General features: G+C 71.5%; 19 protein-coding genes and 1 other RNA gene. 7 read left to right on the top strand and 13 right to left on the bottom strand.

Translation table 11 applies throughout. The annotated features are described in order from the left end of the window. Window positions 1-186 precede the first annotated feature (186 nt). From EDF21_RS02165 to EDF21_RS02185, 5 genes are all read right to left on the bottom strand, one after another. Window positions 187-1,617 (bottom strand): UDP-glucose/GDP-mannose dehydrogenase family protein, encoded by a 1,431-nt coding sequence (locus tag EDF21_RS02165; RefSeq protein ID WP_082460236.1) that lies wholly within the window; start codon window positions 1,615-1,617, stop codon window positions 187-189. A 55-nt stretch (window positions 1,618-1,672) separates the two neighbouring features. Further along, window positions 1,673-3,256: a glycoside hydrolase family 26 protein gene (locus EDF21_RS02170; RefSeq protein WP_148053613.1), complete on the bottom strand. Its 1,584-nt coding sequence runs from the start codon at window positions 3,254-3,256 to the stop codon at window positions 1,673-1,675. Further along, complete coding sequence (locus tag EDF21_RS02175) at window positions 3,249-4,835, bottom strand: glycosyltransferase family 2 protein (RefSeq protein ID WP_123570783.1); 1,587 nt, start codon at window positions 4,833-4,835, stop codon at window positions 3,249-3,251. The genes EDF21_RS02170 and EDF21_RS02175 overlap by 8 nt, the downstream gene beginning before the upstream one ends. A gap of 506 nt (window positions 4,836-5,341) precedes the next feature. Continuing rightward, the gene (locus EDF21_RS02180; protein ID WP_123570141.1) at window positions 5,342-8,287 is read right to left on the bottom strand and encodes a bifunctional [glutamine synthetase] adenylyltransferase/[glutamine synthetase]-adenylyl-L-tyrosine phosphorylase; all 2,946 of its coding nucleotides are present in this window, start codon (window positions 8,285-8,287) and stop codon (window positions 5,342-5,344) included. Window positions 8,288-8,308: 21 nt separating this feature from the next. After that, entirely contained in the window at window positions 8,309-9,646 is a 1,338-nt protein-coding gene (locus tag EDF21_RS02185; protein ID WP_043592660.1) for a glutamine synthetase family protein, read from the bottom strand. Between the two features lie 37 nt (window positions 9,647-9,683). Between EDF21_RS02185 and EDF21_RS02190 the strand changes: the two genes are divergently transcribed. Continuing rightward, the gene (locus EDF21_RS02190; protein ID WP_123570142.1) at window positions 9,684-11,462 is read left to right on the top strand and encodes an NAD+ synthase; all 1,779 of its coding nucleotides are present in this window, start codon (window positions 9,684-9,686) and stop codon (window positions 11,460-11,462) included. A gap of 66 nt (window positions 11,463-11,528) precedes the next feature. On the opposite strand, the gene EDF21_RS02195 is transcribed toward EDF21_RS02190, so the two are convergent. Next, entirely contained in the window at window positions 11,529-11,699 is a 171-nt protein-coding gene (locus tag EDF21_RS02195) for an SPOR domain-containing protein (protein WP_123570143.1), read from the bottom strand. Window positions 11,700-11,765: 66 nt separating this feature from the next. Here EDF21_RS02195 and map point away from each other — a divergent pair, with 66 nt between their 5' ends. Both map and ppgK read left to right on the top strand, forming a co-directional pair. After that, window positions 11,766-12,629: a type I methionyl aminopeptidase gene (gene map / locus EDF21_RS02200; protein ID WP_123570144.1), complete on the top strand. Its 864-nt coding sequence runs from the start codon at window positions 11,766-11,768 to the stop codon at window positions 12,627-12,629. A gap of 13 nt (window positions 12,630-12,642) precedes the next feature. After that, window positions 12,643-13,404, top strand: coding sequence for a polyphosphate--glucose phosphotransferase (gene ppgK / locus EDF21_RS02205; RefSeq protein ID WP_056045514.1), 762 nt, complete (start codon window positions 12,643-12,645; stop codon window positions 13,402-13,404). A 75-nt stretch (window positions 13,405-13,479) separates the two neighbouring features. Here ppgK and rnpB read toward each other — a convergent pair. From rnpB to EDF21_RS02235, 6 genes are all read right to left on the bottom strand, one after another. Continuing rightward, an RNA gene (gene rnpB, locus EDF21_RS02210) (RNase P RNA component class A) lies at window positions 13,480-13,860 on the bottom strand. Between the two features lie 71 nt (window positions 13,861-13,931). After that, the gene (locus EDF21_RS02215; protein WP_233568328.1) at window positions 13,932-14,675 is read right to left on the bottom strand and encodes a zinc ribbon domain-containing protein; all 744 of its coding nucleotides are present in this window, start codon (window positions 14,673-14,675) and stop codon (window positions 13,932-13,934) included. Window positions 14,676-14,787: 112 nt separating this feature from the next. Next, complete coding sequence (locus EDF21_RS02220) at window positions 14,788-15,603, bottom strand: Nif3-like dinuclear metal center hexameric protein (protein ID WP_123570145.1); 816 nt, start codon at window positions 15,601-15,603, stop codon at window positions 14,788-14,790. A gap of 9 nt (window positions 15,604-15,612) precedes the next feature. Continuing rightward, the gene (locus EDF21_RS02225) at window positions 15,613-17,034 is read right to left on the bottom strand and encodes a hypothetical protein (RefSeq protein WP_148053614.1); all 1,422 of its coding nucleotides are present in this window, start codon (window positions 17,032-17,034) and stop codon (window positions 15,613-15,615) included. A 137-nt stretch (window positions 17,035-17,171) separates the two neighbouring features. Then, window positions 17,172-17,945: an alpha/beta fold hydrolase gene (locus tag EDF21_RS02230; protein WP_158612834.1), complete on the bottom strand. Its 774-nt coding sequence runs from the start codon at window positions 17,943-17,945 to the stop codon at window positions 17,172-17,174. Window positions 17,946-17,974: 29 nt separating this feature from the next. Then, entirely contained in the window at window positions 17,975-19,114 is a 1,140-nt protein-coding gene (locus tag EDF21_RS02235) for an FAD-dependent oxidoreductase (RefSeq protein WP_123570148.1), read from the bottom strand. Window positions 19,115-19,278: 164 nt separating this feature from the next. On the opposite strand from EDF21_RS02235, the gene EDF21_RS02240 reads away from it, so the two are divergent. From EDF21_RS02240 to EDF21_RS02250, 3 genes are all read left to right on the top strand, one after another. Then, entirely contained in the window at window positions 19,279-20,223 is a 945-nt protein-coding gene (locus tag EDF21_RS02240; protein ID WP_123570149.1) for a septum formation family protein, read from the top strand. A gap of 75 nt (window positions 20,224-20,298) precedes the next feature. After that, entirely contained in the window at window positions 20,299-21,768 is a 1,470-nt protein-coding gene (gene cls / locus EDF21_RS02245; protein WP_123570150.1) for a cardiolipin synthase, read from the top strand. A 77-nt stretch (window positions 21,769-21,845) separates the two neighbouring features. Beyond that, window positions 21,846-22,424: a DinB family protein gene (locus tag EDF21_RS02250; RefSeq protein ID WP_123570151.1), complete on the top strand. Its 579-nt coding sequence runs from the start codon at window positions 21,846-21,848 to the stop codon at window positions 22,422-22,424. 143 nt (window positions 22,425-22,567) lie between these two features. On the opposite strand, the gene EDF21_RS02255 is transcribed toward EDF21_RS02250, so the two are convergent. Continuing rightward, the gene (locus tag EDF21_RS02255; RefSeq protein ID WP_123570152.1) at window positions 22,568-23,854 is read right to left on the bottom strand and encodes an Nramp family divalent metal transporter; all 1,287 of its coding nucleotides are present in this window, start codon (window positions 23,852-23,854) and stop codon (window positions 22,568-22,570) included. A gap of 135 nt (window positions 23,855-23,989) precedes the next feature. Here EDF21_RS02255 and EDF21_RS02260 point away from each other — a divergent pair, with 135 nt between their 5' ends. Beyond that, window positions 23,990-25,375, top strand: coding sequence for a hypothetical protein (locus EDF21_RS02260; protein WP_056045542.1), 1,386 nt, complete (start codon window positions 23,990-23,992; stop codon window positions 25,373-25,375). Window positions 25,376-25,379: the final 4 nt, after the last annotated feature.

Genomic DNA, 25,379 nt, shown 5'->3' on the forward strand with positions numbered 1-25,379 from the left:
CCGTCGCACCACGAGAGGCCCGCATCCCCGAGGGGGTGCGGGCCTCTCGCGTCGCTGCCGCAGCGGTCCTCGGGGTGACGACCCGCGCCTCCTCTGGGTCACCCCGGACCAGGAGGCGCGGGGGCGCACGCAGGACGGGCCGCCTCCCGAGGGAGGCGGCCCGTCAGCCCGTGCCCGACGATCCGGTCAGGCGGGTACGGCGGTCGGCGTCAGCACGCGACGCTGGGCCGGCGTGCGACGGCCGCCCAGCGGACGGACCTCCCAGCCGGCGGCCGACCAGACCTCGGCGTCGAGCACGTTGCGCGCATCGATCACCACGGGGTTGGCGGCGAGCTCGGCGAGCCCGGCCGCGTCCGCCCCGACGAACTCGGGCCACTCGGTGAGGAGCAGCACCGCATCGGCGTCCGTCACGGCCTCGGCAGCCGAGTCGGCGAACGACAGCGTCGGGAAGCTCCGCTGGGCCGTCTGCGTGGCCTCGGGGTCGACGACGAGCACCTGGGCGCCCCGGAGGTGCAGGGCCGCCGCGACGTTGAGGGCCGGCGAGTCGCGCACGTCGTCGGTGTGCGGCTTGAAGGCCGCCCCGAGCACCGCGATGCGCCGGTTGAGCACGGAGCCGCCGCAGGCGTCGATCGCCTGGTCGATGACCCGCTGGCGCTGGGCCATGTTGATCTCGTCGACCTGTTGCATGAGCCCGACGACGCGGTGGGCGGACAGCTCGTTGGCCCGGAACATCAGGGCACGGATGTCCTTCGGCAGGCACCCGCCGCCGAAGCCGAGCCCCGCGTTCAGGAACTTGCGTCCGATGCGGTCGTCGAAGCCCAGCGCGTCGGCGAGAGTCGAGACGTTGGCACCGGCCGCCTCGCACAACTCGCTGATGGCGTTGATGAACGAGATCTTCGTCGCGAGGAACGCGTTGGCGCTGACCTTGACGAGTTCGGCGGTCGGCAGGTCGCACGAGATGACGGGCGTGCCCGTGGCGATCGGCAGGGCGTAGACCTCACGCATCAGGGCCTCGGTGCGGACGTCGGTGCCGCCGAAGACGATGCGGTCGGGACGCAGCGTGTCCTCGACGGCATGGCCCTCGCGGAGGAACTCGGGGTTCCAGACGAGGTCGGCCGAGACACCGGCGGGGACGACGCCCGCCACGATCTCGCGCAGGTGCGCCGCCGTTCCGACCGGGACGGTCGACTTGCCGACGATGAGGCCGTCGTGGCTCAGGGCGGCGGCGACGTTGCGGGTCGCCTCCTCGACGTACGAGAGGTTCGCGGCGTGACTCCCCCGGCGCTGCGGCGTGCCGACGCAGATGAAGTGCACGTCCGACAGGGCCACGGCCTCGGCGAGGTCGGTGGTGAAGGAGAGTCGACCGGAACCCACGTGCTCGAGGATGAGTTCGGGCAGGCCGGGCTCGAAGAACGGCACGCGCCCCTCGGCCAGGGCGGCGACCTTGGCGGGGTCGGTGTCGACCCCGATGACGTCGAAGCCCATCTCGGCCATGGCCGCCGCGTGCGTGGCGCCGAGGTAGCCGGTGCCGATGACGCTGATTCGGGGCTTCACCGAGGTGGCGTCGGCCCCCGTCGCGGCGACGGCGGACTCGGGGGTGGTGGCGTCTTTCTTCATGATGCGCTCCTGGGGATGGGGAAGAGGCGGGAGAAGGGGAAGGTGGTGGCTGTCGTCACGGCGACGGCTGCAGGTCGTAACCGACGTCGCGTCGGGTGATCCCCGCGGTGAAGGCGGCGAGGCTGTCGGACCGGGACGTGAGGCGCCAGTCGTTGGTCGACCGCACCCCGTCCACGACCGTGGTGGCGACGAGGTCGAAGTACGAGAAGCCGATGATGTCCGCGTTCGCCGGATCGGCCAGCGCGGCGAACAGCGAGTTGAACCACTGCGCCTTCTCGCTCGTGGCCGTCGGATCCGACGAGCCACCCGTCTCGCTGGCGCCGATCTCGGCGAGCAGGATGTTCTTGCCCGGTGCGATCGCCCGGAGCTGCTTCAGGGTGGCCCCGAAGGTGCTGTCGAAGGTCGGCTTGGACTTGTCGTCGTACGGCGGACGGTAGTAGCCCGACATGCCCACGATGTCGACGTACTCGGGGCCCGGGTAGAGGGTCGCCAGGAAGGCCTCCGTGGTGTGGTTGCTCCCGCCCGTCTTGCCCGTGGCCAGACGGTCGACCCGCGTGGGCGCCCAGATCCAGGCGACCAGGTCGTTCGCACCCTGCCGCTCGAACAGGTCGTGGACGTGCTGCCAGGCCTTCACGTAGTCCGCGGGACCGTTGCCGTTGACGGCGCCCTTGCTGTTGCCGTAGTCGGTGCTCCAGGGGTACCAGGTGCCGTTCATCTCGTGGTCGAACCGCAGGGCCAGCGGCATGCCGTTGGCCACGATGTCGTCGGCGTAGGTGGTCAGATACGAGTCGAAGCTGCCGTCGATGATCTTCGTCAGGCTGTAGTCGGGCTGTTCGGGCTCGTTGTTGCCGGCCTTGATCGGCTGCGACTCCCACGTCAGGACGGGCAGCTTGCCCCGCGACCAGGACGAGCGGACGGCGTCGGCACGGAACTCCTGGTCGAAACCCTGGAAGTACCCGACCATGTTGGCCTCGGAACCGACCGCCGCCTCCTGCGCGTCGTAGGTCGCCCAGTTGAACGGCGCCTGGTCCGTGAAGAGCCCGAAGTACCGCGAGTCGGGGTCGATGATCGAGGCGAGGGACGGCGTCTCGACCGTGACGGGGCCCGTGGCGCCGCCTCCGGTCGATCCGTTCGACCCCGTGCCGCCCGACCCGGAGCCGGTCGACGCGCCGGTCCCCCGACCGCCGGCGGTGCCTGCGGCGCCCGACCCGGTGCCCGCGCCCCCCGACTCCGCGGCGGTCTGTGCCTGGGCCAGCGCCGACTCGGCGGAGGCGAGCTTCGCCTGCGCCGCGGTCAGCTGTCCCTCGGACGTCCAGGCCTGCTGCTGCACGTCGGCCAGGGCGGCCTTGCTCTCGGCGAGCTGCTTCTTCGCGGAGACCAGCTGGTCGAGCAAGGCGGACCGGTCCGCCTTGAGCGACGAGACGTTGATGGACGGGTCGACGCCCGTGACCTCGGTGACGGCACTGCGGACGATGTTGTCGGACGGCGAGACCCAGATGAGCCACGAGATCATCGCGAGCAACACCACCACGGCGGTGGCGCCGAGCGCCGTGCGTCGGGCGTTGCCGTGCGAGGTGGCCCACCAGGCGCCGGAATGCATGTGGACGGGAGTGACGAAGTCCTGCGTCGAGTCAGACAATGAAGAAGACCTCCAGGGCGATGATGGCGGCGCCGATCAGGTACGGGAACCCGGCTTTGGGGTTGAGGCGACGACGAGGAGGCGCGGTGGCGGTGGCCACGGCGGCCACCGGTGCCGGCGTGGTCGCGCCGTCGGCCTCGGCGGCCAGGGCCGCCTTGCGGCTCCGGACGAGGACCGCACCCTGTTCGTCCGTCTCGTCGGCAGTCGAGCCGAAGTCGAAGAGCGTGTCGACCCCCGGGTCGACGCCGTCGCGGAACTGCCGTTCGAGGGCGTCGATGGGGGCCTCCTCGGCCACCTCGTCGAGCGCACCCTGCATCTCGTCGTTGGCCGCGCCTCCTGCGTAGGCCCCGGCCCGGGTGCCCCAACCGCTGGCGTGACCCATGCGGAAGAACCCGATGACCCGGATGGGCATGAGGAAGAACGTCGACACGATGATGAACACCGGGAGGCGGAAGAAGTCCGAGGGCTTCTCGGCCAGGTGGCGCATCTGACGGATCGACATGCTGAGCACGGACGAGACCACCATGAGGACGACGATGCTGATGAGACCGGTCTGCACGCCGTACTCCTCGAGGATGCCGCGGTACAGGTTCACGCCCTGGCCGGTGATCCCCCGGTAGATCCAGCCGCCGATGACGCCCATGAGCATGAAGGGCAGCACGATGTCCATGGCGAAGAAGAACGCGAGGAGCGGGGCGTGCCCGACCATCCACGGCATCATGCGGAGGGTGTTGTACTGGCTCCCGCGAGCCCAGCGCAGCTGCTGCTTGTAGAGCTTCTTGACCTGGAGCGGGGCGTCCGTGTAGACGAGGCTGGTGTGCTGGTAGACGGTGCGGTAGCCCTCCTTGAGCGTGAGGTTCGTCAGGGTGCGGTCGTCACTGACCTCGAGGAACACGCCCATGAACTTCTCCGTCATGAACTTGTCCATGACCCGGACGAGGATCTCGCGGCGGAAGGCGATGGTGCGGCCCGGCAGGCAGCCGATCTGCCCCAGCACGCTCTGCGCCGGCATCGAGTAGAGGGCACGGGAGTTCTCGAGCCAGTCGGCCCACCGCGTGATCCAGCTGCGCTCGGGCTCGAGGATGCGCTGGCGGGTGGTGACTCCCCCGACGTTCTCCTGGGCGAACGGACGGAGCAGCTCGGAGAGGGTGCCCGGCGTCCAGACCGTGTCGGAGTCGACCAGGACGGTGATGTCTCCCCGGCTGAGCTCGGTGCCGATCATGACGGCGTTGCGCTTGCCCGGGATCGGCGTGTGCACCCACCGGACGAGCGGCCCGAACTCCTCGCAGACGGCGGCGAGCTCGGGGTTGGGCTTGCCGTTGATGACGACGATGATCTCGCCGGGACCCTGTTCGACCATGCGGCCGATGACGTCCCGGAAGAGGTCGAGCGGTTCGTCCACGACGGGGACGACGACGCTGGTCGTGCCGCGGAACTCGCCCGTGAAGGGGCGGTAGCGGCGGGAGAGCAGGACCTTGATGATCCAGAGCACCCAGATGAGGGCGCTGTAGGCGGCGAAGAGGTAGATCTCGGGGTATCCGCCCGCCATGGATCGGATCTGCAGGATGAAGGTCAACACGATGGCCACCTGAGGTGTGAGAAGGGATCGGCTTCCGCAACGCTGGGGAATTGGTCTATCGGGTTGAGGGAATTCTCAGTCACTCACGGGCGGCTCACAACCACCCCCCGACCGCGGGTGGCCTGGCGCGCCGGTCGGGGTACGTCGGGTCGGGCAAGGTGCTGTCGACAGAAGTGCTGACACGTCGGTGAGGGCTCGACGTCCGAACGGAACCGTTCGATCGGTCCGCAGGTGGGACGGGCAGCCGTGATCCGACGCCGAACGAAAAGCCTGGTCACGAGCCCGGAATCAGCGCCCGGCACGGGCGTTGCCCAATGGGCAGCGATGGGCCTCGACGCCGCCGTCGACGACCACCCCCCACCCGTGGGTCATCTGCCCGAAATCCGATGGACACGTGCACAGGGGTACAACACCGCCAAACGGGGTACAGCGGAATGGCCCGACGTCGACCCGAGCGGATCGACCGCCTCCGGCGCAGCCCGGGCGTGTCGCACGTCCCGGACGGGTCAGCCGAGCGGCTCGGGTGCCTCGTCGATGCCGTAGAACTCGCGCTCGAAGACGGCGCGTGACCGACGGGTGGCCGCGAGGTAGTCCTCTTCGAGGGTCGTGGCGGAGCCCGGCGGGTACTCCATCAGGCGCGCCACGCCTTCCAGCTGCCCACGGTCCCGTGGCAGGACGTCCTGTGTCCGGGAGGTCCAGAGGGTGACCGCCGAGCGCGCCCGGGAGGCCATGATCCAGGCGTCGTGCAGCCGCCGGGCGTCCTCGTCGGCCACCAGGCCGGCGTCCACCGCCGCGGCGAGGGCGTCGAGCGTCGACGGGGTCCGGAGGCCGGGCACGTCCACCCCGTGCTGCAGCTGGAGCAGTTGGACGAACCACTCGACGTCGCTCAGCGAGCCCCGACCGAGCTTGAGGTGACGCGAGGGCTCGGCGCCCTTGGGCAGACGCTCGGACTCGACCCTGGCCTTGATGCGCTTGACCTCGCGGACCTGCTGCTCGGTCAGCTCGGCGGGGTACCGCACCGCGTCGGCGACGGCCATGAAGTCGTCGAGGAGCGTCTCGTCACCGGCCACGGGCCGGGCGCGCAACAACGACTGGGCCTCCCAGGTGAGCGACCAGCGAGCGTAGTAGGCCCGGTACGAGGACAGCGATCGGACCACCGGCCCGTTCTTCCCCTCGGGGCGCAGGCCGGTGTCGAGGTCGAACGGCACGAGGGCGTCGGACGTGAGTCGGCTCATCTCGGCGGCCACCGTGAGGGCACGCCGATGGGCCGTCTCGTCGCCCTCGGGAGCGCGGTAGACGTAGAGCACGTCGGCGTCGGAACCGAACCCGAGTTCTTCTCCCCCGTACCGGCCCATGGCGATCACGGCGAACTCGAGGTCGCCGGCGTCCCGGCGGGCGAGGGCCAACGCCCCGGTCACCGAGGCCGTCGTCACCGCGGTCAGGCCCCGGGCCAGGGTGCCGATGTCGAGGATGCCCAGGATGCCGCCCACGGCGAGCCGCAGGATCTCGCGGCGCCGCGCCTGCCGCAGGACCGTCGCCGCCGCGTCGGGCGAACGGTGCCGCGCCAGGGTGGCGGCCGTCTCGTCGAGGAGGCTCGAGAGGGAGCGGGCCTTGAGCTCCGCGTCGTTCTCGAGCCACGCCGCGGCCTCGGGGATGCGCTCCAGCAGGTCGGCGGCGAAGGTCGACGACGACAGGACGGTCGTCAGTCGGTGGGCGGCCCCCGACGAGTCCCGCAGCATGCGGAGGAACCAGTACGACTCGCCGAGGCCGTCGCTCAATCGCCGGAACGCGAGCAGACCGAGGTCGGGGTCGGTGCCGTCGGCGAACCACTGCAGCATGGCCGGCAGCAGGTGGCGCTGGATGCTCGCCCGGCGGGAGACGCCGGCCGTCAGGGCGGCGATGTGACCGAGCGCGCCCTTCGGGTCGGCGAATCCGATGGCCGCGAGCCGCGCCGACGCCTGGTCGGAGCTGAGCGCCAGGTCTTCTTCGGGTCGCGCCGCGACGGCCGACAGGAGCGGGCGGTAGAACAGCCGCACGTGCAACGTACGGACCCGACGCTTCACCCCTTGCCACAGGTCGACGAGTTGGGCGGCACCCGGCGCGAGACCGGTGCCGCGGGCGAGGACCCGGAGGGCGTTCTCGTCCGTCGGCATGAGGTGCGTGCGCCGCAGTCGCGTCAGCTGGATGCGGTGCTCCAGCAGGCGCAGCACGCGGTAGTCGCGGTCGAACTCCGCGGCCTCGGCTCGTCCGACGTAGCCCCGCGCGGCCAGGGCGCCCAACGCGTCGAGCGTCGAGCGCTGGTGCACGCGTTCGTCGGCCTGCCCGTGGACGAGCTGCAGCAGCTGGATGGTGAACTCGATGTCGCGCAGTCCGCCGGGACCGAGTTTGAGCTGCTGGTCGACCTCGCCCGCCGGGATCAGGGCCGTGACCCGTTCGCGCATGGCCTGGACCGACTCGACGAAGTTCTCGCGTGAGGCGGCCGACCAGACGAACGGCGCGACGGCCGCGACGTAGCGCTCGCCGAGGTCGACGTCGCCCGCGAGGGGCCGCGCCTTCAACAGGGCCTGGAACTCCCACCCCTTGGCCCAGCGCTCGTAGTACGCGACGTGCGACTCGAGCGTGCGGACGAGGGCGCCGTCCTTGCCCTCCGGCCGCAGGTTCGCGTCGACCTCCCAGAGGTCGGGTTCGACGGCGAGGTCCGAGATCGCCCGAGCCGCGTGCATCGCCAGACGGCTGCCGATCTCGACGGCTCGACCGTTCTCGAGCCCGTCGACGCCCTCGGCGACGTAGACCACGTCGACGTCGCTGAGGTAGTTCAGCTCGCGGGCCCCGGCCTTGCCCATGCCGATGACGGCGAGCCGGGTGCGCTCGACGTCGGCGGCGGGGAACGGGACCTCGCGTCGGGCCACGTCGACGGCGGCGTCGAGGGCGGCGCCCGCGAGGTCGGCGAGGGCGGCGGCCACGCGGGGCAGGACCTCGACGGGGTCGTCGGCCTCGAGGTCGAACGACGCCAGCTGCAGCAGGTGACGCCGGTACCGGACCCGGAGCGCGACGCGCGCCTCGTCGCCGGTCAGCCCGGTCGCCGCCCGACGGACGTCGTCACGGTACGTCGCGGCCGACGGTGGTTCGTCCAGCGGTTCGAGCAGGACGCCCGCCTCGGCCGGGCGACGCGCGACGAACTCGGCGAGGCCCTCGGAGGCACCGAGGATCCTCAGGAGGCGCGGGCCGGCCTCGCCGTCGAGCAACTCGACCACGCCGGCACGATCCCGCTCGACCGATCGCTCGAGGTGCGCCAGGGCCGCGTCCGGGTCGGCCACCGTGGCGAACCACGGGACCAGGTCGCGCACCTGGGGCACCTCGGCGACGAGGCGGTCGAGCCGGTCACGCCCGGCACCGAGGTCGGAGAACCCGAGCCGCGCCAGCTCGGAGAGACCGGTCGCGGATCGGGGCATGAGGGCGGGGTGGCCGGTCGACTAGAGGATCTCGAGGTTCGAGCGCAGCTCGAACGGCGTGACCTGTGCCCGGTACTCTTTCCACTCTTGTCGCTTGTTGAGGAGCACGTAGTTGAAGACCTGCTCGCCCAGCGTCTCGGCGACGAGTTCGCTGTTCTCCATGATCGACAGGGCGTGGTCGAGGCTGGCGGGCAGCTGACGGTAACCCAGGGCACGACGCTCGGCGTCGCTCAGGCCCCAGACGTTGTCCTCGGCCTCGGCGGGCAGCTCGTAGCCCTCTTCGATGCCCTTGAGCCCCGCCGCCAGCATCAGCGAGAAGGCCAGGTACGGGTTCGCCGCGGAGTCGATGGCACGGTACTCGACCCGGCTCGAGTTGCCCTTGTTCGGCTTGTAGAGCGGGACGCGCACGAGCGCCGAGCGGTTGTTGTGGCCCCAGGTCACGAAGCTCGGCGCCTCGTCGCCGCCCCAGAGGCGCTTGTAGCTGTTGACGAACTGGTTCGTCACGGCCGTGATCTCGGGGGCGTGCTTGAGCAGGCCCGCGATGAACTGACGACCGATGGTCGACAGCTGGTACTCGGCGCCCGCCTCGTAGAAGGCGTTGGAGTCGCCCTCGAAGAGCGACATGTGCGTGTGCATGCCCGAACCGGGGTGCTGGCTGAACGGCTTCGGCATGAACGAGGCGAAGACGCCCTGCTCGATGGCGACCTCTTTGATGACCGTCCGGAAGGTCATGATGTTGTCGGCCGTCGTCAGCGCGTCGGCGTAGCGCAGGTCGATCTCGTTCTGACCGGGCCCCGCCTCGTGGTGGCTGAACTCGACCGAGATGCCGAGGTCTTCGAGCATGCGGACGGAGCGGCGACGGAAGTCGTGGGCGGTCCCGCCGGGGACGTTGTCGAAGTAGCCGGCCGAGTCGACCGGCTGGGGGCCGTCGGCGCCGAGCTGGGCGCTCTTGAGGAGGTAGAACTCGACCTCGGGGTGCGTGTAGAAGGTGAAGCCGCGCTCGCCCGCCCGGGCCAGGGTGCGCTTCAGGACGTTGCGCGGATCCGCCACGGCGGGCTGGCCGTCGGGCGTCGTGATGTCGCAGAACATGCGGGCGGTCGGATCGATCTCGCCCCGCCAGGGCAGGATCTGGAAGGTCGTCGGATCGGGCTGCGCGAGGACGTCGGCCTCGTACGAGCGCGTCAGGCCCTCGATGGCCGAACCGTCGAAGCCGATGCCCTCGGCGAACGCCCCCTCGACCTCGGCCGGGGCGATGGCGACGGACTTGAGGGTGCCGATCACGTCGGTGAACCAGAGGCGGATGAACTTGATGCCGCGCTCTTCGATCGTGCGGAGGACGAAGTCCCTCTGTTTGTCCATGCCACGGCCTTTCTGCTCCGCCACTACGGTAGTGGACATGCCCCGACTCCGCTTGGCGCTCGCGCAGACCAACCCCGTCGTCGGCGACCTCGCCGGCAACTCCGCCCAGATCGTCGAGGCGGCCCGCCGGGCCCACGCCGCCGGCGCCGACCTCCTCGCCGCGGGCGAGATGAGCGTCACGGGGTACCCGATCGAGGACCTGGCCAGCCGGCCGAGCTTCCTCCAGGCCAGTCGGCACGCCGTCGAGGTGCTGGCCGAGACCCTCGAGGCCGAGGGCCTGGGCGACCTCCCCGTGGTGGTCGGCCACGCCGACGGACCGTTCGAGCCGCGCCTCCTGGGCACGAGCAACGCCCCGACCGCCATCGCGAAGAACTGCGCCAGCGTCCTGCAGGGCGGTCGCGTCGTGACGACCACCGCCAAGTACCACCTGCCCAACTACTCGGTCTTCGACGAGTACCGCGTGTTCATCCCCGGCGACGAGTTGCTCGTCGTCCGCGTGGCGGGCGTCGACGTCGCCCTCGTGATCTGCGAGGACCTCTGGCGCGACGGCGGCCCCGTCGAGCGCGTGCTGCACGCCGACGCGGGCCTGCTCGTCGTGATCAACGCGAGCCCGTTCGTCCGCGACAAGGACGAGGTGCGCCTCCCCCTCGTCACCCGCCGGGCCGTCGAGAACGACACCCTGGTGGCCTACGTCAACATCGTCGGCGGTCAGGACGACCTCGTCTTCGACGGCGACAGCGTGGTCGTCGACGGCAGCGGCACGATCCTGGCCCGGGCCCCGCAGTTCGACGAGCACCTGCTCGTCGTCGACCTCGACCCCGAGCCGGCCACGGACACCGAGCTGCCCGAGGGCATCCGCCGCGTCGAGCTCGACCCGGCGTCCGACGCGACCGTCGGTTCCGGTGGCTCCGGGCCGGACGCCGGGCGCGCCTCCTCGTCCCCGGTCGAGCGCGACGTCGCCGACCTGCCCGACGACCGCCAGCAGCTCTGGAACGCCCTCGTGCTGGGCACTCGCGACTACGTGCGGAAGAACGGGTTCCGCAGCGTGATCCTCGGACTCTCGGGCGGCATCGACTCGGCCGTGTGCGCGGCGATCGCCGCCGACGCCATCGGGGCCGACGCCGTGTACGGCGTCTCGATGCCCAGCCAGTGGTCGAGCGAGCACAGCCGCAGCGACGCCGACGACGTCGCCGAGCGGATCGGCGTGCGGTACTCGACCGAACCGATCGCCGGCCTCGTCGCACCGTTCGAGGACCAGTTGCACCTCACCGGCCTCGCCGCCGAGAACGTCCAGGCCCGCGCCCGGGCGCTCGTGCTGATGGGGTTGTCGAACCTGCACGGCCACCTCGTGCTGACCACGGGCAACAAGACCGAGCTCGCCGTCGGCTACTCGACGATCTACGGCGACTCGGTCGGTGGGTTCGCCCCGATCAAGGACGTCCCCAAGACGATGGTCTGGGAGCTCGCCCGGTGGCGCAACGCCCACGCCGAGTCGATCGGCGAGACCGCGCCCATCCCCGAGAACTCGATCACGAAGCCGCCGTCGGCCGAGCTGCGGCCGGACCAGAAGGACGAGGACTCGTTGCCGCCCTACGAGGTGCTCGACGGCATCCTCGAGGGGTACATCACGAACGCGCTCGGGGCGGCCGACGTCGTGGCGCTCGGCTACGACGCGGACACGGTGGCCGAGATCACGAAGCTGGTCGACCGCTCCGAGTGGAAGCGCCGCCAGGGGGCGATCGGCCCGAAGATCTCGGGCATGGCCTTCGGCCGGGACCGCCGTCTGCCGATCACCTACCGGCCGACGACGGTCTGACGCCCGATCGGCCCGTCGGCGACCGGTCGTCCCGACGGCGACGCGCCGACCGGACGACCGGACCGGTCAGTCGTTCGCGGCCTCTTCGGCGTCGAGGGCGGCGTTGCGGGCCTTGATCGTCTCGATCGCCCGGGCCGCCTCGTCGCGGGTGGCGTAGGGCCCGGCGCGGTCGACGGCCGGAGAGACCTTGCCCTCCTCGACCTCGTGCGTCTTCGTGTTGAACCAGAACTCGGCCATGGTGTCGTCCTCTCGGTGCGGCTGTCGAGAACGCGAGCCCGTCGCGCTCCCCCTAAGCTTGATCGTATGCCCCGGGACTCCCACGGATTCTTGACCCCGGGCCGGATCTCAGCGCAGCGTCCGGTCCCCCCGTCGATCGCCCGACCCGAGTACGTCGGCAAGGCCGCTCCGGCCGAGTACACCGACGGCGACGTCTACGACGCCGAGACCGTCGAGCTGATCCGCGAGAGCGGCCGCATCGCCTCGCAGGCCATCGACGCCGTCGAGGCCGCCCTCCGCCCCGGCGTGACGACCGAAGAACTCGACCGCATCGCCCACGAGTTCGTCGTCGCCCACGACGCCTACCCGTCGACCCTGGGGTACCGCGGGTACCCCAAGTCGGTCTGCACCTCGGTGAACGAGGTCATCTGCCACGGCATCCCCGACGACACCGTCCTGGTCGACGGCGACCTGATCAACGTCGACATCACGGCGTTCAAGAACGGCGTCCACGGCGACCTGAACCGCACCTTCGTCGTCGGCGAGGCCGCCCCCGAGACCGTCGACCTGGTCGACCGCACCCGTGAGGCGCTGAGGCGCGGCATCAAGGCCGTCGCCCCGGGGCGTCAGGTGAACGTGATCGGTCGGGCGATCGAGTCGTACGCCAAGCGCTTCGGCCTGGGCGTCGTGCGCGAGTACACCGGCCACGGCGTCGGACGCGCCTTCCACTCCGGCCTGATCATCCCCCACTACGACGCGCCGCAGTACGACGACGTCATCGAGGTCGGGATGGTGTTCACCATCGAGCCCATGTTGACCCTCGGTGGCATCGAGGCCGACGTCTGGGACGACGACTGGACCGTCACCACCCGCGACAAGAGCCTCACGGCCCAGTTCGAGCACACCCTGGTCGTCACCGAACGCGGTGCCGACATCCTCACGCTCTCCTGAGAAAGGACCACCCATGGCACGCACCGCAGTGGGAATCGACATCGGCGGCACAGGCATCAAGGGGGCGATCGTCGACCTCGACAGCGGCGAGCTCCTCTCGGACCGCATCAAGAAGAGCACTCCCGAGGGCGGCGAACCCGACGCCATCGTCGCGGTCGTCCGGCAGATCGTCGACGAACTCGGCCTCGACGACGCCTCGGTGCCGGTCGGCGTCTGTTTCCCGGCCGCCATCATGGACGGCAAGACCCTCTCGGCCGCCAACGTGTCGAAGAAGTGGATCGGCTTCGAGGCCGAGAAGCTCTTCGAGACCACACTCGGCCGCGACATCCACTTCGTCAACGACGCCGACGCCGCAGGCTACGCCGAGACCCGTTTCGGGGCCGCGAAGGACGTGAAGGGCCTCGTCGTCATGACGACGCTCGGCACGGGCATCGGCACCGCCCTGATCAACGACGGCGTGCTCATCGTCAACGCCGAGCTCGGGCACCTCGAGATCGGTGGCAAGGACTACGAGACCAAGGCCTCGTTCGCGGCGAAGGAGCGCGACGACCTCAGCTGGAAGCACTGGGCGAAGCGCCTGCAGAAGTACTACTCGCACCTCGAGGCCCTGCTCTACCCGCGCCTGATCATCGTCGGCGGCGGCGTCTCGAAGCACCACGACGAGTTCTTGCCGCTGCTCGACCTGCGGGCCGAGATCGTCCCGGCGAAACTCCGCAACAACGCCGGCATCATGGGTGCCGCCGCCCTGGCCGCCGACTCGAACCCGGCGTTCTGAGGCGAGACGCGACCGACGCGAGACGACCCCGGCCGAGGAGGCGCGCCTCCTGGGCCGGGGTCGTCTCGCGTGAGGCGAATGGGCCGACTGCTACGCCGGGTTCTGTCCCGGTGCCGAGGCACCATGGACGGCCATCTCTCTCGGAACTACGTTGCCGCAGCTCTCTAGCGGTCTACCCGGGGACTCGGCGAGCAGCCTCGTCGTCCCCTCTTTGACCTTGCTCCGGGCGAGGTTTACATAGCCGGCCGGTCACCCGAGCCGCTGGTGGTCTCTTACACCGCCGTTTCACCCTTACCCCGTGTCGCACCCGGAGGTGCGACGCGTGGCGGTCTGCTCTCTGTTGCACTTTCTCGCGGGTTGCCCCGGGTGGGTGTTACCCACCGCCCTGCTCTGTGGAGCCCGGACGTTCCTCGGCGACGGGCTCTCGCCCGCCGACGCGACCGTCTTGTCGACCCATTCGCGACCCCGAGCCTAGCGGTGCGACGCCCCTCCGTGTGCCACGGCTCGTGCGGGGGCCCCGCCCCTGGTCAGAGGCCTGATTCGTAGGTGCGGACGAGGACCGCGTTGCTGTCGGGGCAGAGCACGACGTCGTCCTCGGCGGCGGCACGCACGGCCGCGAGGTCGCTGCCCGTCAGGGCCACGCCACTCGCGCTCGACACGCCACCACGCAACAACGAGGCACCCACGCCGTAGCGGTCTCGCTGACGCTCGTAGAGGGCCAGCAGATCGGCGGGCACCGTGGCGGCGATGGTCTCGCGGTTGGCGACGACCTCGGCCCGGTCGGCCTCGAGCTCGGCGAGCTTCGCGTCGCGCCCGGTCTCGGCGTCGACGCGGCGGGTGTCGAGCTGGTCGAGCTCGCCCCGCGTCACCGCCGCGACGGCACCCAGGCTCTCGACGCGTTCCATCACCTCGAGCTGGAGGTCCTCCAGGTCGGAGCGACGCTTGGCGAGGGCGGCGAGCTCGCCCTCGAGGGCGGCCACGTCCTTCGAGGACGACGACGACGCGATGCGCTGTTCGTCACGGACGACGCGCGCCTCGACGACGGCGACGTCGGACTCGATGCGCTTGAGCTCGCTCTGCGCGTCCTCCCAGGCGCCCTGCTCGGTCGCGAGGCGGCTGCGGAGGCGAGAGCCGTCGCCCTCGAGCGACGCGAGGACGGCGATCTCGGGGAGGTTCGCCCCCTTGTGCGCGATCTGGCGGAGTGCGGTGTCGAGTTGCTGCAGGTCGAGCAGCAGGGCCTGGTGCTCGTAGCTGGCTTTCATCAGGGGCATGGGGACTCTTCTCGGGGTCGGGGGGAGGCAGGGACGGGGCGACGAGGAGGCGCGTGCCGCGAGGTCTCGCGGCTCGCGACCCGGCGACGTCGCGACGGGCGGCTCGGCGTGCTCACTGCACGACGGCGAAGTCCCACGGGTCGGTGCGCAGGTCGCTGAGGGTGACCTCGACGTCGTGCAGCTCGCGGCGGAGCTGCGCGGCCGCCGTGTCGAGCCAGAGCCACTCGGCCGCCCAGTGCGACACGTCGACCAGGGCGGGGCCGCGGCCGAGCCTCATGAGTTCGCGCGCGTCGGAGGCGGGGTGGTGGCGCAGGTCGCTGGTGACGTACACGTCGGCGGCCAGCACCGCCGGGTCGGCCAGCAGCGAGTCGCCGGCACCGGCGCAGAGGGCGACGGTCTCGACGACGCGGTCGGCGTCACCTGCCACACGGATGCCGGACGCGGTCGGGGGCAGCACGTCGCCGAGCTGGCGGGCGAGGGCCACGAGCGTCATGGCGTGCGGCAGGCGCCCGACGATGCCGAGTCCCGTGTCGTCGGTGGCACCCCGGGTGATCGGGCGCTGGTCGACGAGGCCGAGCTGGTGCGCGAGCACGCGGGACGTGCCGGTCTCGACGACGTCGGCGTTGGTGTGGGCGGCGACGAGGCCGCACCCGGCACGGACGAGCCGTGCGACGAGGGCACCCTTGGTGGTGTCCTCCGACACCGTCGAGACGCCGTGGAACAGCAGCGGATGGTGGACCAGCAACAGGTCGGCCCCCATGCCGACGGCTTCGTCGACGGTGTCGAGCACGGCGTCGACGGCCAGGTGCACGTGGGTCACGGGCCGGTCGGGGTCACCGACGACGAGACCGGGAGAATCCCACGACGACGCGCCCGCGAGAGGCCAGAGACGTTCGATGACGGAGTTGACCGAGGCGAGGGTGGACACCTCGACAGCCTAGTCGCGAGCCGTCGAGCGGAACCCCGTGATCATGACCGCGACGATGAACGCGACGACCGAGGCGCCGAGCAGGGCGACGACCACCGAGACGGACGTCGACAGGCCGGTGAGGCCCACGGCCCGGACGACGAATCCCTGCCAGGCGAACGAACCGAGGTCGCTCAGGAGCAGACCGAAGCCGACGACGGTACCGACCACGACGCCGGCGACGACGCCCACCGGACCGCGGCGGGCGACGCGGGTGGCGTCGTCGGGGCGGGTCGAGACCGAGGCGAGCGCGGTCAGGCCGACGAGGCCGGTCGCGACGGGGACGGCGACCGTGGCGAGGACGGCCGAGGCCACGGCCAGGGCGGGGACGAAGGCCAGCACGACGGCCGCGACGACGATCAGCGCGGCCGTGGCGGCGACCACGAGCGCGAGGGGACGACGCAGCAGGGGCGGGACGGGGGCGGAGGCGACCGTCTGCCCGTCGGAGGCCGACCGGGTCGGCGTGACCAGCGCCTCCTGGTCGGCTGCCGCCCGGGCGTCCGGGGCGTCGGCGGAGTCGCCGGCGTCGAGCGCGAGGGGACGGGGACCGGTCGACGGGACGACGACGGGAGCCGAGGTCGGGGTGGCGGCGGCCGGGCGCGCGTCACGGTCGGCGTCCGGCGCGTGGCCCGCCTCGACGACGGGCCTGGCCTGACGGATCGTCCCGGGCGTCACGACGGGCAGGACCCCGGTGAACCGGAGGCGCGTGGCCTCGAGGGCGCGCGCCGCCTCGTCCGTGCCGACGCGGGTGATCTCGTCCTCCCAGGAGGCGAAGCGCGCGGCCTCGACCTCACGCAGGGCCAGCTGGGCCTGGACGACGGCCATCAGGTCGATGGTCGCGGTGTCCTCGAGGCGCTTCTCGACCAGGCGGGCGAGCACCTCGTCGTCGAGCGTCATGCGCTCCGGTGGCTGGGGCAGATCGTCGGGCACCGACACGGCGAGCACCGGCAGGGTGATCGCCGAGGTGTCGACCGAGTGGCGGGCCACGCTCGCCGGGCGGGCCTCGAAGGCGTCCGTGGGCACGACGTCGTCGAGGACGACGTCGGCGCGGTGCGAGGGGATCGAGACGGGACGGGGCACCACGGGAGTGGCGGAGTCGACGGGGCGGGCCTCGGTGTGGCGCGTCTCGGCCTGACGTGTCTCGGCCTGACGGTCCTCGGTCGTCTCGTCGAGCCGGTCGACGAGGGCCTCGGCGGCCTCGGAGGTCTCGGAGGTCTCGGGGGCGAGGGTCTGGTTCACGGGGTGGTGCTCCTGCTGGTCCGGGCGAGCGGAGGGCTCGGGGCCGGTGTCGTCGAGGGGTGCGACGAACGTCACACGGCGCCGGTGGAACGTGACGTCGTCGTCGAGGGGTGCGATGCCCCCGACGCTCGCGGTCTGCACGTTGTCGGCCATGCTCGGATGGTAGGTGACGAACGACCCCGTGACGGGCGGACTCGCCGGTCCGACCGGCACATTCGTCGTCCGGGGTGCCCCGGCCGACCTCCGGCCGACCCCCGGCCGACCCCCGGGCGTCCGCGAGGCCCCGAGCGTCAGGAGGCGCGGGTCAGGTGGGCGAGCACCTCGCGGGACACTCCTCGCGAGCCCAGGCCGAGGTGGCCCGACCGGGGGTGCACGGCGAGCGTCGCGTCCGGCAAGCCGGCGACGGTCCGCGCCACCAGGTCGAGGGGGTAGAAACCGTCGGCGCCACCGGCCACGACGAGCGTCGGGGCCGTGACCTCGCTCAGGCGGTCGCCCACGTCGAACGAGTCCTCGGCGTCCAGCGTCACGACCAGGTCGTCGTGTCGGTCGCCGACGACGAAGTGGTGTGCCACCCGTCCGAGGCGCCGCAGGGCGTTCGAGGACGGGACGCCGGTGGTCGTCTGACCGAGCATCGCGGCCGAGGCACCTCTCGCGTCACCGGCCCGGAGGCGCTCGGCCGTGCGCCGCTGGGCCTCGCGCCCGGCCTCCCCCAGCCGGTGGGCGGAGGACACGAGGACCAGTCGACGGACGAGCTCGGGGTGGTCGACGGCCAGTCGGAGCGCGATGCTGCCGCCCGTCGAGGTGCCGACCACGTCGATCGGGCCGTCCGCGATCTCGGCCGCGGCCCGGGCCACGTCGTCGGCGAGGTCCTCCATCGTCGTGCCCTCGGGCAACCCGCGGCGACGACCGAGCGTCCACAGGTCGAGCCGCCGGACGAGCGGCGCCGTCTCGAGCCGCAGCAGGGTCCGGTCCCAGGTCGAGGGGTGGTGGCGACCCGGGCCGACCCCGGGCAGCAGGATCGTCGGGACGCCGTGCCCCCGGCGCACGAAGGGCAGGCCCGCCACGGTGCCCCTGGTCGTCGCGCTCCGCGGGCTCACGGCCGGCCCAGCCGCCGGAACCGCGCGGGGGCGTCGCCACCCTCGACGAGGTCGACGAGGATCGACCCCACGAGAGGCGTGAACTTGAAGCCGTGCCCGGAGAACCCCGCCCCCACCACGACGGGGCCGACCCGGTCGAGCACGAAGTCCTCGTCGTCGGTGGTCGTGTACGTGCAGCTGATCGGGTCGGCGGTCTCGGCGTCGACGCCGGGCAACCACTCGCGGGCGTACCGCCGCAGCTGCTCGAGCTGCCCGGGGTCGGGTTCGAACGACCGGCGGTCGGGGTGCACGACGGGTCCGGCTCCGTGCCAGCCCGCCTTGACGCCCTCGCCCGGCGTGAGCATGCCGTAGACGACGCCCGGCCACCACGACTCGCCGGGTCGGTCGGGGTCGGGACGGTGGTTGACGCTCGGCCACACGGCCTCGGCGTCGGTCACGGCGAAGTGCGCCGGTTGCTCCTGGGTCACGGTGAGGCGAGGGAGGCGGACGAGGCCCCCGACGACGTCCTCGGTCCAGGCGCCCGCCGTCACCACGACCCGCCGGGCGACGATCTCGTCATCGGCCGTGACGACCCGGACGCGCTCCGGCCCCTCGACGTGCAGGCCCGTGACCGGCGTCGACCAGCGCAGTCGCGCCCCGTGGGCCTCGGCCGCCCGGGCGAGGACCGTCAGGGCCTCGGCGGCCCGGATGCGACCGCTGCCCGGCACGTGCAGCACCTCGGTCTCGAAGCGGAGGCCCCTCCACCGCTCCCCCGCCTCGGCGGCGTCGACCAGCTCGCTGGGGACGCCCGCGTCGACGTGCAGGGCCCGCATCCGACGGAGCATCGCCGGGCGACCGTGGTTGACCACCCCGACGAGGTCGAGCAGCGGGGTGCCGGTCTCGTCGGCCAGCGCGTCCCACCGCCGCCGCGCCTCCTGCACGAGGGCGACGTAGTCGGCGTCGTCGTAGGCGACGTTGAGGTTCCGGGTCGCGCCGTGGGAGGCACCCCGGTGGTGCCCCTGCTCGAAGCGCTCGACGAGCACGACCTCGTGTCCGCGCGACGCGGCCTGCCAGGCCGTCGCGAGGCCCATGGCGCCGCCGCCGACCACGACCAGGTCGACGTCGACGCGGGACGGACTCGGCTGACCGGACGACATCCCCCGAGCATAGGAGGCGCGGTGCGGCCGCGCCCCCGGCTCACGCCCCGTGGCACGCCCGTCCCCTGGCCCGCCGACGGGGGCTGCTGTGGCCGGGCCGCGTGCCGGTAACATCCCTCGACGGCCGCCACGGGACGCGGCTCGCGCAGCAGCAGGGGGAACTCGTGGACCGACCAGACGACCGGACGACGACCGAGGGGGCCTCGGACGCGACCCCCGTGTCCGTCGTGGCCGAAGGACTCGTGCAGCGGTTCGGACCGCTCGAGATGCGCGTCCTGCCGAGCGACTACCCCGCCGGCGCCGTCGGGGTCCCGGGAGCCGGCCACCCCGAGATGCTGCGCGTCCGGCTCGGCGCCACCGAGTTCGTCGACCTGGGGCACGACGGATCGCACTGGTTCGCGGTGCCCCTGCGCATCGACGCCTCGGGGCCCACGCCCCTCGAGCAGCGGCGCCGGGACCCCCTCGACATCGGGGTGGGCGAGGAGACGTCCGTGGTGCTCGACGCGGCCTCGGCCATGGTGCGACGGTGGGCCGCCCTGGTCCCGCCCGCGTCCCGTCTGGGCACCGCCTGGCCCGCACCGCAGGCGTTCGCGTCCGGTGCCGTCGCGGGTGCCCCGGCACCGAGGCGACGGCGGGGCGTGCTCCTCGGCGTGCTGGGTGCGGTGGGCGTCCTCGCCGTCGGCGGGATCTGCTTCGCCCTCTACCAGGCGAACGGGGGCGAGGGAGGCGTGATCGAGACCGGTTCCGAGCTCGTGAGCGAGCTCACCACCGGGGACTGCTTCGACATGACGGAGGGGATCGACGACGAGTACCAGACGTTCGTCGACGTGACCGCCTGCGGCGAGGTGCACCACTTCGAGGTGTTCGCCGAACCGGTCCTGGACGACGAGGCGTTCCCCGGCGACGACGAGGTCGGGCAGCTCGGCGACGACGCGTGCTTCGAGGTCTTCGACGACTACGTCGGGTCCGCCTGGGAGGACTCGGCCCTCGACTACGGCTGGTTCACGCCGACCGAGGACACCTGGGCCACCGGCGACCGCGAGGTCACCTGCTACCTCGCGACCGCACCCGAGGGCGAGTCGGCCAGCCTGGCGGGCAGCGGTCGCTGACCTGCGGGGCCGGGGTCGAATCCGCGACACGAACGGGGGCGGCCCCGTCCGCCGTCGACCTGCGATGATCGGCGGATGACCTGGCGCAAGCTCCTCAAGGCGTTCCCCACCGTGATCCTGGTGGTCGACATCCTCATCAGGATCGTGTCGGTGGCGGTCGTGCCGCGCAACCGGCGACCGAGTTCGGCCATGGCGTGGCTGTTGGCGATCTTCGTCGCCCCCATCCCGGGCAGCGTCCTCTACGGTCTCCTCGGCAGCACCAAGCTGCCGAAGGACCGGCGGGACAAACAGCGCGAGATCAATTCGCTCATCCTCGAGAACACGCAGGGTCTCGACAACCGCGTGCCGACCGACACCCAGCCGCCGTGGTTCGGGACGGTGGTCCAGCTGAACCGCACGCTCGGTGCCATGCCCCTCATCCCCGGCAACACGACGCGGCTGCTGCCGGACTACGCCGGATCGATCGCGGCCATGACCGGGGCCGTCGACGCGGCCGAACGATACGTGCACGTCGAGTTCTACATCTTCACGCGCGACGAGTCGACCTTCCTCTTCTTCGACGCGCTCAAACGTGCTCACGACCGTGGCGTCAAGGTGCGGGTGCTCTACGACCACTGGGCCACGATCCGCAACCCCCAGGGCCGGGTGACGCGCACCTGGCTCCGCGATTCCGGCATCCGTTTCGAGGAGATGCTGCCGTTCCACCCCACGAAGGGCATGTGGCGCCGACCTGACCTGCGCAACCACCGCAAGATCGTCGTCGTCGACGGCGACGTGGCGTTCACCGGCTCGCAGAACATGACCGACCCCAGCTACAACAAGCGCGGCAACATCCGGCGCGGCCTGCAGTGGAAGGACCTCATGGTGCGGCTCGACGGTCCCGCCGCCATCGGCCTCAACGCACTCTTCATCACCGACTGGTACAGCGAGACGGACGAGTTGCCCACGGACGCCGGGGCCGAGCCGCCCGTCGAACGACGCGGGGGCGACGACGCCTACGAGTGCCAGGTCGTGCCGAGCGGACCCGGGTTCGACGGGGAGAACAACCTCCGGTTGTTCAACGCCCTGGTCTACGGCGCGCAGGAACGCCTCATCATCGCGAGCCCCTACTTCGTGCCCGACGAGTCGATGCTCTACGCCATCACCACCGCGGCGGAGCGCGGGGTGGACGTGCAACTCTTCGCCTGCGAGGTCGCCGACCAGTTCCTCGTCTACCACGCGCAACGCTCGTACTACGAGACGCTGCTGCGGGCGGGGGTGCGGATCTTCCTCTACGAGAAGCCGATCGTCCTGCACTCGAAGCACTTCACGGTGGACGACGACGTGGCGGTGATCGGCTCGAGCAACATGGACATGCGGTCGTTCAGCCTCAACTTCGAGGTGTCGCTCATGGTGCGCGGAGCGGGCTTCGTCGACCAGGTCCGCGAGGTCGAGGCGGACTACCGCGCGAAGTCGCACGAGATCACCCTGGCGAGCTGGCTGACGAGGCCCGCTCCCCTGCAGGTGCTCGACAACGTCGCGCGCCTCACGGCGGCGGTGCAGTAGGTCCGCCGTCTCCGGGCGGCCCGGCCAGGGGTGGTCGGCCGGTGGACGGTCGACGCCCTGAGGGGCAGAGTGTCGGCATGGACCAGAAGGAACACCTCAGCCGGTACCTGACCCGTTCGCGCGACGACCTGGTGCGCAAGCTCGACGGACTGTCGGAGTACGACGTCCGTCGCCCGCTGGTGCCGAGCGGCACCAACCTGCTCGGGCTGGTCAAGCACGTCGCCACCGTGCAGCTCGGCTACCTCGGCGACGTCTTCGGGCGACCGAGCGGCATCGAGACGCCGTGGTTGACCGACGAGAGCGAACCCGGGGCCGACCTGTGGGCGACTCCGGACGAGAGCCGCGGCTTCGTCGTCGACCTCCTGCAGCGGTCGAACGCCCACGCCGACGAGACCGTCCGGGCGTTGCCGCTCGACGCGCCCGGTGACGTCCCCTGGTGGGGACCCGACCGCCGTGCCGTCACGCTGCACCAGATCCTCGTGCACCTGACCGTCGAGACCGCCCGGCACGCCGGCCACGCCGACGTCGTCCGCGAGTTGATCGACGGCGGCCTCGGCAACGGCCCCGCCGACCCGAACGTGCCGGACCGCGATGCCGACGGATGGCGACGACACCACGACCGCGTCGAGGCCGCCGCCCGCGCCGCAGGCCACTGAGCGCCCCGCGCCACCGTCCGCCCCGGGCCCGCGTGCGCCTGACCCGTGACGTCGGCAATTCCTGCCTCCCGGCGCGAGACCGGCCTGACCGCCCCGCGGGCGGCACGTACCGCCGCAGGGACCAGGAGTTGCCGACGCGCGGGTCAGGCGAACAGCTTGCCGACCTCTGTCGCGAGCTGCTGCGCACCCAGCACGACGAAGAGCACGGCGCAGATCCCCATGAGCGAGTTGCTCACCCACCGGCTGCGCCACTCGGCCGGCGTGCGTGACGAGTTCAGCAGCCAGAGCAGGGTGATCGCCAGGAACGGCATGAAGAGCGCCCCGAGCACCCCGTAGAGCACGATCAAGCCGATCGGCCGGTCCAGGAAGAGGATCGCCATCGGAGGAACCGTGAGCCAGACGACGAAGACCCGGTAGTAGAGGCCGCCGATCCGGCGTCGGGGGTCGTCCGCGTCGAGACCGCGAAGGGTGCCCACGAAATCGGCGAACATGAGCGACACGCCGTTCCACACGCCGAGGATCGACGAGAACGAGGTCGCGAAGAACCCGATCAGGAAGAACCAGGTCATGAAGGTGCCGTAGCGCTCGCCGAGGACGGCCGCGAGCTGGACCAGCCCCCCTTCGCCGTCGGCCAACGCGATGCCGCCGGAGTACAGGAGCTCGGCCCCGACCACGAGCATCGCGAGGACGAAGACGCCGCTCACGACGTAGGCGACGCCGTTGTCGAGTCGCATGACCTTCATCCAGCCCGGACTGTGCCAGCCCTTCTCGCGCAACCAGTAGCCGTAGGCGGCGAGCGTGATGGTGCCGCCGACCCCGCCGGTGACGCTGAGCGCGACGACCAGCCCGTTCTCGGGGATGGTCGGCACGAGACCGGCCGCGAGTTCGCCGAGGTTCGGCAGGGTGACGATCGCCGAGCCGACCACCGTGACGAACATGAGGCCGACGAAGAAGGCGATGACCTTCTCGAAGAACGAGTACTTGCCGAACCACACCATGACTCCGCCGAGCACGCCGGCACCGATCGCGAACACCTTGAGGTCGACCCCCGGGAAGAGCGCCTGCAACGGCAGCGCGGTCGAGCTCATCGCGGCGGCCCCGTAGACGAAGCCCCAGACGACGACGTAGACGCCGAAGTACACGCTCGTCCAGCGCCCGAGCGATCGCCACCCCTCGAAGATCGACCGCCCCGTGGCCAGCGACCAGCGCCCGGCACCCTCGACGAGGGCGATCTTGACGACGACGCCCACGACCACGGTCCAGGCGAGGGCGTAGCCGAAGCGGGAGCCCGCGACGAGGGTGGCGACGAGGTCTCCCGCCCCGATGCCGGTGGCCGCGACCACCAGCCCGGGGCCGATGACGCGCCATCTCTTCGTCGAGACGGGGGTCGTGAGGTCGGGTGTCCGGAGGACGTCGTCGTCGGCAGCCATGTCGGCCAGTCAACCGGCTCCGACGAGAGGCGACCACCGTCGCGCGACGGATGTCGTCGAATCGTGACGTCTCGGCAAGCTCGCAGGAGGCGCCCCTCGCCAGGTCCGGGTCGGGAGCGTAGCGTCACCGGGGTGATGCCTCCCTCCGCGAGAACCGTCGGCGAACTCAGGCGCTCGGGGCACGTCCCCAAGCCCCTCCGCACCGAGATCCGAGACAACCTGCTCGACGCCCTGCGCGAGGGACGTGATCCCTGGCCTGGACTCCACGGCTTCCGGTCCACGGTCATCCCGCAGCTGGAACGGGCCTTGATCGCGGGCCACGACATCGTCCTGCTGGGAGAGCGCGGTCAGGGCAAGACCCGCCTGCTCAGGACGCTCGCCGGTCTGCTCGACGAGTGGTCCCCCGTGATCGAGGGGTCCGAGCTGGGCGAGCACCCGTTCGAGCCGATCACGAGCGAGAGCCGCCGTCGCGCCGCCGAGCTCGGCGACGACCTGCCTGTCGCCTGGCGGGGACGCGACGAGCGCTACGTCGAGAAGCTGGCGACGCCCGACACGAGCGTCGCCGACCTGATCGGCGACGTCGATCCGATGCGGGTGGCCGAGGGACGCAGCCTCGGCGATCCCGAGACGATCCACTTCGGGCTCATCCCCCGGGGCCACCGCGGCATCGTCGCGGTCAACGAGTTGCCCGACCTCGCCGAGCGCATCCAGGTGGCGATGCTCAACGTGATGGAGGAGCGCGACATCCAGATCCGCGGTTACGTCCTCCGCCTCCCGCTCGACGTGCTCGTCGTGGCCAGCGCCAACCCCGAGGACTACACCAACCGCGGGAGGATCATCACGCCCCTCAAGGACCGCTTCGGTGCCGAGATCCGGACGCACTACCCGGCCGAGCTCGCCGACGAGGTCGCGGTCGTCCGTCAGGAGGCCGACCTCGTCGCCGAGGTGCCGGACCACCTCGTCGAGATCCTGGCGCGCTTCACGCGCGCGCTCCGCGAGTCCCCCTCGGTGGACCAGCGCAGCGGCGTCAGCGCCCGCTTCGCGATCGCCGGAGCCGAGACCATCGCGGCCGCCGCCCTGCACCGCGCGACCCGACAGGGCGAGGACGAGGCCGTGGCACGACCGATCGACCTCGAGACGGCCGTCGACGTGCTCGGCGGCAAGATCGAGTTCGAGTCCGGAGAAGAGGACCGTGCCGAGGAGGTCCTCGAGCACCTGCTGCGGACGTCCACCGCCGAGACCGTCCGTGCCCACTTCCGCGGGCTCGACTTCGACGGGCTCGTCGACGCCCTCGAGTCGGGCGTCATGGTGACCACCGGTGAGCAGGTCACCGCCCGGGAGTTCCTGGCCGGTCTGCCCTCGCTCGGCGAGGACGACCTCTACGACCGCGTCGCCGAACGGCTCGGCGCGACGACCGACGGCGGTCGGGCCGGCGCCGTCGAGTTGGCGCTCGAGGGCCTCTTCCTGGCCCGACGCGTGAGCAAGGAGAGCGGCGACGGTGAAGCGGCCTACGGGTTCTGAGGTG

This window comes from Frigoribacterium sp. PhB118 (genome assembly GCF_003751725.1).
GTDB lineage: Bacteria > Actinomycetota > Actinomycetes > Actinomycetales > Microbacteriaceae > Frigoribacterium.